Source organism: Neptunomonas sp. CHC150 (assembly GCF_030397555.1).
GTDB classification, from domain to species: domain Bacteria; phylum Pseudomonadota; class Gammaproteobacteria; order Pseudomonadales; family Balneatricaceae; genus Neptunomonas; species Neptunomonas phycophila.
In genome coordinates this window covers 1-1359 of sequence record NZ_JAPNXU010000050.1, presented here as the reverse complement: position 1 = coordinate 1359, position 1359 = coordinate 1, and the positions used below count along the sequence as shown (strand labels likewise).

At 44.6% G+C, this 1359-nt stretch carries 2 protein-coding genes; both read right to left on the bottom strand.

From position 1 onward, the window contains the following. Window positions 1-1151: transposase domain-containing protein (locus OW491_RS18125; RefSeq protein ID WP_290037293.1), on the bottom strand; the 1151-nt coding region annotated here is incomplete at its 3' end. Between the two features lie 11 nt (window positions 1152-1162). Further along, window positions 1163-1359 (bottom strand): helix-turn-helix domain-containing protein (locus OW491_RS18120; protein ID WP_290037291.1); only part of this gene is annotated, 197 nt, incomplete at its 5' end.

The following is a 1359-nucleotide window of genomic DNA, read 5'->3' as shown; positions in this document are numbered from 1 at the left end:
CCTTTGCCTAATATCACGCTCGACCAGTGCAACTTGATATTCATCATTGGGATGATGCCAAGGGGATCGTCTGCTTTTACTTTGAATCGGTAACGGTTAGGAACGCCGCCCGTCATCCATTTGTTTGCAGCTGCTCTGGTGTTATCCAAAGTCAGTTCTTTAGGCACACCGAACTTTTCACAAACGTCCATTAAGGAAAGGCGAATGCTGTCTGTGTTTTCACTAATGTCACAACGCCAACCAATAATTTTGCGGCTGTAGATGTCTTGCCAAAACCACGTTTTAGGACGAAGAATTTCACCGTTAAACCACCTCACAAACACGTTGTGTTGATAGCCATCGCCATTGATCCATTCCAGAGCGTGAAGCCCTTCAACGGTACGTTCTTGCGGTGGGAACATTTGGTGCAGTGCGTGTTCACCTTCACGAAGCATGATGCGTTGTTGCACTGGCACTTCATGTTCAAGGCGGCGTCCTAAACTTTTTAGGCTTGGCACTTTCCAACCTTTAGATGGAGCCGTATCAATAAGGCGTTCATAACAAACCGACATAGCAGGTTGCTCTAGGCTCAAGTAGTCAGCTTTGAAAAACTCCCACGCTTCAGGTGTGATGTAAGCAAACTGATTCGGCTTTTGGGTTTGGGATGATTCAAAGTTTTTAGGCAGCAGAGCTGGAGCCCAATCACATTCGTCTATTCCTTTCACCTTCGCGCAGCTGCGGCGCAAAGTAGAAAGTGCCACGCCATATTCTTCAGAGACCGATTGATAAGCGTCCATCAACTTGATGCCGTTATTCTTAAGTGCAAAGACAGCTTGAACGGTGCGCAATGCTTGCTGTGCTTTCTCTTTGGCAGCGTTGTTGTTCTTACTCCAACGAACCCAAAGCGCTTCACGGCAATACGACTGCTCGCTTTTCTTTTTCGGCAACTCAAGAACCTGATCCCCAACTTGAACTTTGCCTTGTTTTTTCATCAGAGCTGTTTGAGTTTGTATTGGTAGTGAATTCATTGAGAACTCGTAAGCAACACCCTTAACGCCTTCTTTTTGTCTAAACTCCCATCCATTTTTCTTTGCCATTCTCGATATATTTTGAGAGTGCTCTGGCAACCCTGGAAGTCCAACCAATTCTTTTGTCGTAAACCAATTAGTCATAACCCACCCACTTAAGCTGCGTTATGAAAAGATTGATATCGTGAAGGCCACACATCTTCAGGCTTCATTCCCAACGCCTTTGCGATAATGATTTCGCCATTTCGGTAGGATTTATCTAAAGCATTTTTTAATGTATGAGGAGAAAGTCCGTTCTGCCTTCCTAAAGAACGTAATGAAGTTTTTCGTTTCTTTAATTCAGCAACGATGT